8 protein-coding genes are annotated in these 4,963 nt (G+C 58.5%); all 8 read right to left on the reverse strand.

Features of this window, described 5'->3' with window-relative positions; translation table 11 throughout:
* Window positions 1–327: alpha/beta fold hydrolase (locus NW820_RS02845; RefSeq protein WP_414406636.1), on the reverse strand; the 327-nt coding region annotated here is incomplete at its 3' end.
* A 23-nt stretch (window positions 328–350) separates the two neighbouring features.
* A complete protein-coding gene (gene infA, locus NW820_RS02850; RefSeq protein ID WP_011434173.1) occupies window positions 351–575 on the reverse strand; it encodes a translation initiation factor IF-1 in 225 nt (74 codons plus the stop codon).
* A gap of 130 nt (window positions 576–705) precedes the next feature.
* The gene (gene map / locus NW820_RS02855; protein WP_414344308.1) at window positions 706–1,479 is read right to left on the reverse strand and encodes a type I methionyl aminopeptidase; all 774 of its coding nucleotides are present in this window, start codon (window positions 1,477–1,479) and stop codon (window positions 706–708) included.
* A 38-nt stretch (window positions 1,480–1,517) separates the two neighbouring features.
* A complete protein-coding gene (locus NW820_RS02860; RefSeq protein WP_414406637.1) occupies window positions 1,518–2,099 on the reverse strand; it encodes an adenylate kinase in 582 nt (193 codons plus the stop codon).
* The gene (gene secY / locus NW820_RS02865; protein WP_414406638.1) at window positions 2,099–3,397 is read right to left on the reverse strand and encodes a preprotein translocase subunit SecY; all 1,299 of its coding nucleotides are present in this window, start codon (window positions 3,395–3,397) and stop codon (window positions 2,099–2,101) included. The genes NW820_RS02860 and secY overlap by 1 nt, the downstream gene beginning before the upstream one ends.
* Before the next feature lie 149 nt (window positions 3,398–3,546).
* On the reverse strand, window positions 3,547–3,999 hold the full coding sequence (gene rplO, locus NW820_RS02870; RefSeq protein ID WP_414406639.1) for a 50S ribosomal protein L15: 453 nt from the start codon (window positions 3,997–3,999) through the stop codon (window positions 3,547–3,549).
* 37 nt (window positions 4,000–4,036) lie between these two features.
* Window positions 4,037–4,573, reverse strand: a complete 537-nt coding sequence (gene rpsE / locus NW820_RS02875) for a 30S ribosomal protein S5 (RefSeq protein ID WP_011434168.1) — start codon at window positions 4,571–4,573, stop codon at window positions 4,037–4,039.
* Between the two features lie 18 nt (window positions 4,574–4,591).
* Window positions 4,592–4,960 carry a 50S ribosomal protein L18 gene (gene rplR / locus NW820_RS02880; protein ID WP_414349593.1) on the reverse strand — a complete coding sequence of 123 codons (369 nt, stop codon included), beginning with the start codon at window positions 4,958–4,960 and terminating at the stop codon, window positions 4,592–4,594.
* Window positions 4,961–4,963: the final 3 nt, after the last annotated feature.

A 4,963-nucleotide genomic window follows, 5' to 3' on the forward strand; every position in this document is an offset into this window, starting at 1 on the left:
CAAATCTGGACGTTCTGAGTTGCCCCACCCCAACAAATCCAGAGCATAGACTTGATGGTGCTGCCCCAGCTCCGCCATAATGGCACGAAACTCATAGCTGGAGGAGCCTGCCCCAATGCCGTGCAACAACAACAACGGCTGGCCGGATCCCATGACCTTGTAAAACAGGCGATGGCCGCGCCAGAAGTGATGCCTTTCCTCTCCCGGCAGCAGGCTCTGCAGAGGCTGAGTTTGGGAAGAGATCCAAGCGTTGAAAACGGCTAGAGCACCCAACCCGCCGACAGTAGTCCAGAGCCCGATCTTGAGAACTTGGCTCAGCTCTTTCATCCTCAGCAGCCCAGCTAGGGAACCTACTTTTTCTTAAGGCGGTAGGTGATGCGCCCTTTGTTGAGGTCATAGGGGCTCAGCTCCACCTTGACCCGGTCGCCGGGCAAGATCTTGATGTAGTTGCGGCGAATTTTGCCGGAGATATGAGCGAGCACGTTGAAGCCGTTGTCCAGATCCACTCGGAACATGGCGTTGGGCAGGGATTCCGTAACAACCCCCTCCATTTCAATGGCATCTTCCTTAGACAATGAGCCCTCCCAAAAACGACATAACAAACAACAGAACAATCCACAGCCGCGACGACACGCGCTGTTAAGAAATGAAAATATGCTCCACCTCTTCTATCCTAACCGTTGCAGTCCTTCATCAGGGGATCCCTTAGGACTGAAAAGGCGTGCGATCGGTCAAAATTTCTGCTCCAGACTCGGTGACCAAGACCGTGTGCTCAAACTGAGCTGACCAAGAGCCATCTACTGTGACCACCGTCCATTGGTCTGGCAACACTCGGGTTGCCTCTCCCCCCGCATTCACCATCGGCTCAATGGCCACTGTCATGCCGGAGCGCAGCTTGGGATTGGGCAGATCGCGGGTGCGATAGTTGGGAAACTGCGGCTCCTCGTGCAGGTTGCGCCCCACCCCGTGACCAACATACTGCTTCACCACAGAATAGCCCCGCCCCTCGATGTAATCTTCAATGGCACCCGAGACATCCTGAAGCCAAACGCCGTGGCGCACACAGTCGATGCCCGTCTGCAGGGCTTTGGCCGCAGTATCGATCAGATCCCGAGCTGCGTCGCTCAGGGGTTCCAGGCCGATGGTGATACAGGAATCCGCATGCCAGCCCTCGACGATGGCACCAAAATCCACCTTGACCACATCTCCCGGCTGCACCACTTTACGGGGACTGGGGATCCCGTGCACCACCTCATGGTTGACACTGACACAAACGCAGGCGGGAAAGCCGTAGTAGCCCTTGAAACTGGGCAAAGCATTGAGTTGGGCCACCCGTCTCTCAGCATAGGTATCGATATCTGCCGTAGTCCAGCCCGGCTCTAGGCGCTCCGCGATCTCCTGCAATACTTGGGCCACCACCCGACCGGCCCGCCGCATTTTCTCCACTTCGCGGCGAGATTTGATCTCAATAAGCTGCATGCCCCGCCGCTGGGAGGGATTTCCAGCTCCTGCTCTGATCACGCCGTCCTCCTGAAGCCTTCCAAAAGAGCCTGCAGATGTTCCTGTACGGATTCCACTGGCTGGTTGCCGTTGACCCGTTGCAAGCGCCCCTTGGCCTCATAAAAATCAATTAGGGGAGCCGTCTGCTGCCGATAGACCTCCAGACGCTTGAGAATCACCGACCGATCCGCATCATCGCTGCGCCCCTGTTCCTGGCCACGGGCCAGCAGCCGGGCCACCACCACCTCATCCGGCACCTCCAAGTTGAGGACGTAGTCATAATCTTGGCCCAGCTCTTGCAGCAGCTCTTCCAAGGCTTCTGCCTGGGCTAAGGTGCGAGGAAATCCATCTAGGATCCAGCCCTGCTCTGGAGATTGCTGCAACTGCCCCTTCACCATTCCGATCAGCACCTCGTCGGGCACCAGCTCTCCCGCATCCATGTAAACCTTGGCCTGGCACCCCAGGGGCGTTTGGGCTTTCACCTCGGCCCGCAACAGATCGCCCGTGGAAATTTTGGGCGTGTGGTAGATGGCCGCCAGCCGCTCCGCCTGTGTACCTTTGCCCGCCCCCGGCGGCCCCAGAAAGATCAACCTCGGCACTACTGTTTGACCATCCCTTCGTAGCGTTGTGAGATGACATAAGTCTGGATCTGCTTGGAGGTCTCAATCGCCACCCCCACCAAAATCAGCAGCGAGGTCGCCCCCAAACCTTGGAAAGTGGTGATGCCGGTTGCCCGTTCCACCGTCGTCGGGATGATGGCCACCGCGCACAGGAACAAAGCCCCCAGCAGCGTCAGGCGGTTGAGGATCCCTTCGACATACTCGGCAGTGGCCTTGCCCGGGCGTACCCCTGGAATGCTGGCCCCCATCTTCTTCAAGTTCTGAGCCAGATCCACCGGGTTGATGAGCAAAGAGGTGTAGAAGTAGCTGAAAAAGAGGATCAGCACGAAATAGAAGGGAATGTAGAACCAGGAGGTGGGGGATAGGAAGTTGGCCACTTGCACCAAAGTCAGGTTTTGGGTGTACTGGGCCAGGGCCAGAGGCAGGGACATCACCGAGTAGGCAAAGATGATCGGCATCACCCCCCCTTGGTTTAGCCTCAGGGGCAGATAGCTTTTCTGCTCGCGGAACAGCTTGTTGCCCACCTGGCGCTTGGCGTAGACGATAGGGATCTTGCGGCTGCCTTCTTGGACAAAGACAATGCCGACAATGGTGACCAAAAAGATTGCCAGCAACAGCAAGATGCCACCGATGGTGCTGCTATCGGCACGGGCCAGGCTAATAGTCTGTCCGAGGGCACGGGGCAGAGTGGCAACAATGTTGACGAAGATCAAGAGCGAAGGGCCACTTCCCACCCCCTTCTCCGTGATCATCTCTCCCAGCCACATCACAAACATGGATCCTGCCGCCAGAGCCAAGGTGGTGGAGGCCATGAAGGCCAACTCATTGGTGGTACTGGCAAACTCCCGCACCCAAAAGGAAATGCCAATGCCCTGGATGATGGCCCAGCCCAAGGTGACATAGCGGGTGTATTGAGAAATCTGCCGCCGCCCCTGTTCTCCCTCGTTTTTCTGCAGGTTCTCCAAGGCTGGAATGGCCGAGACCAGCAACTGCATGATGATCGAGGCATTGATGAAGGGCAGGATCCCAAGGGCAAAGATCCCCAAAGCAGAAATCCCTCCGCCGGAGAAGACATCCAGCAGGCCAAACACAGGACTATTGGCAGCTTCGGCAGCAAAGCGGGCCCGATCGATACTGGGAATGGGGATGTAAATGCCCAGTCTGACCAACAGCAGCAAGCCCAAGGTGAGAAACAGACGGCTGCGCAGGCCAGAGGCCATAGCCATCTGCATAAAGGTCTCTTGGGCAGAGGGGGCGGAACCTCGTGTGTCAACCATAGGGAAGAGAATCTCGCGGGAGCAAAGGGCAAGGTTAGCTATCTACCACTCTACGCTGCTGGTGGAGCAGTCGGCAAAATCAAAGCAAAATCAAAAAAGTGCAACTCAGCGCCACCCGGCAGAAGCCGGCCAGAGCAGGAAGAAGGGGTTTAGGATCCCAAGATTTCCACCCGACCTCCGGCTGCCTCGATCTTGGCTTTGGCTGAAGCGGTAATAGCCGCCGCCCTGATCGTCAGGGGCACGCTGACTTCCCCATCCCCCAAGATCTTCAGCGGGCCATCGTTGGTGGTGACGATCCCTCGTTCCATCAGGCTTTGCAGGCTGACCTCGCTGCCGGCAGGCAGATCCGCCAAGGCGCGCAGGTTGACCAGGGTGTATTCCAGACGCCGCCTGTAGCGGGGGAAATGCTTAAGCTTGGGCAAACGCCGGTAGAGGGGAGTCTGGCCCCCTTCAAAGCCGGGCCGTGTACTGCCCCCCTTGCGGGCCTTTTGCCCCCGCATCCCCTTGCCACAGGAGGCTCCCTGTCCAGCAGAGACGCCACGACCTAGGCGCCGCCGCCGCCGCGTCGAACCTGCTTGAGGCCGAATGTCTTCCAGTCGCATGGCTACCTCTGGCTCACTTGCTCGATATACCTGTCCATCACTTGCCAAGTAGGCGGCGCACATCGATGTCTCGGTCTTGGGCCACCTGCTTGAAGGTACGCATCCGCCGCAGCGCATCGATGGTAGCACGGGCATTGTTGAGGGGGTTGCTGGATCCCAGTTGCTTGGCCAAGCTGTTGCGTACACCCGCCAGCTCCAGAACGGTGCGGACTGCCCCCCCTGCGATGACGCCTGTGCCGGGAGCTGCTGGCATGACCAAGACAGTGGCACCGCCGCCTGCCCCCTGCATGGGATGGGGTACGGACAAACCTTTGGTGAGGGGCACCTCAATCAGGTGCTTTTTACCGTCCACAACCCCCTTGCGTACTGCTCCGATCACGTCGTTGGCTTTGCCCACGCCAACCCCGACTTGGCCCCGCTCGTTGCCGACCACCACCACAGCGCGGAAGCTCAACTTCTTGCCGCCCTTGACCACCTTGGTGACGCGGCGAATCTGGATGACCCGCTCTTGCCACTCGGTGGGTTGCTCTTCGCGGTTTTTTTTGCTTCTGCGACGTTCCCTCTGCTCAGCCATGTGCTATGTCCTCAGTAGCTAGAACTGTAACCCTGCTTCTCGGGCAGCTTCTGCCAAAGCCTGAACGCGCCCGTGATAGAGCTTGCCCCCCCGATCGAAAACCACGCGGGAAATGCCCATCTGTAAGGCTCGTTCAGCAACTGAGCGGCCCACCAAGGCAGCCGCTTCTTGAGTGGCTGTCCCGGTTTCTTTGAATTTTTCGCGCAGCTCCGTGTCCAAGGTGGAGGCGGAGGTTAAGGTATGCTGGGCTACATCGTCGATCACCTGGGCGTAGATGTGTCGATGGGAGCGAAACACGGCCAGGCGAGGCCGCTCGGCAGTGCCAAAGACCTTGCGGCGAATGCGTCGATGACGACGTTGGGTGGTGATTTTGCGGCTGGTTTTCATAGG

It is taken from the genome of Synechococcus sp. R55.7 (assembly GCF_047461955.1).
GTDB lineage: Bacteria > Cyanobacteriota > Cyanobacteriia > Thermostichales > Thermostichaceae > Thermostichus.

Excerpts from the sequence above, each read along its gene's own strand:
- map (WP_414344308.1), bottom strand. The coding sequence starts at position 1,479 with ATGCAGCTTATTGAGATCAAATCTCGCCGCGAAGTGGAGAAAATGCGG.
- secY (WP_414406638.1), bottom strand. The coding sequence starts at position 3,397 with ATGGTTGACACACGAGGTTCCGCCCCCTCTGCCCAAGAGACCTTTATG.
- rplO (WP_414406639.1), bottom strand. The coding sequence starts at position 3,999 with ATGCGACTGGAAGACATTCGGCCTCAAGCAGGTTCGACGCGGCGGCGG.
- rpsE (WP_011434168.1), bottom strand. The coding sequence starts at position 4,573 with ATGGCTGAGCAGAGGGAACGTCGCAGAAGCAAAAAAAACCGCGAAGAG.
- rplR (WP_414349593.1), bottom strand. The coding sequence starts at position 4,960 with ATGAAAACCAGCCGCAAAATCACCACCCAACGTCGTCATCGACGCATT.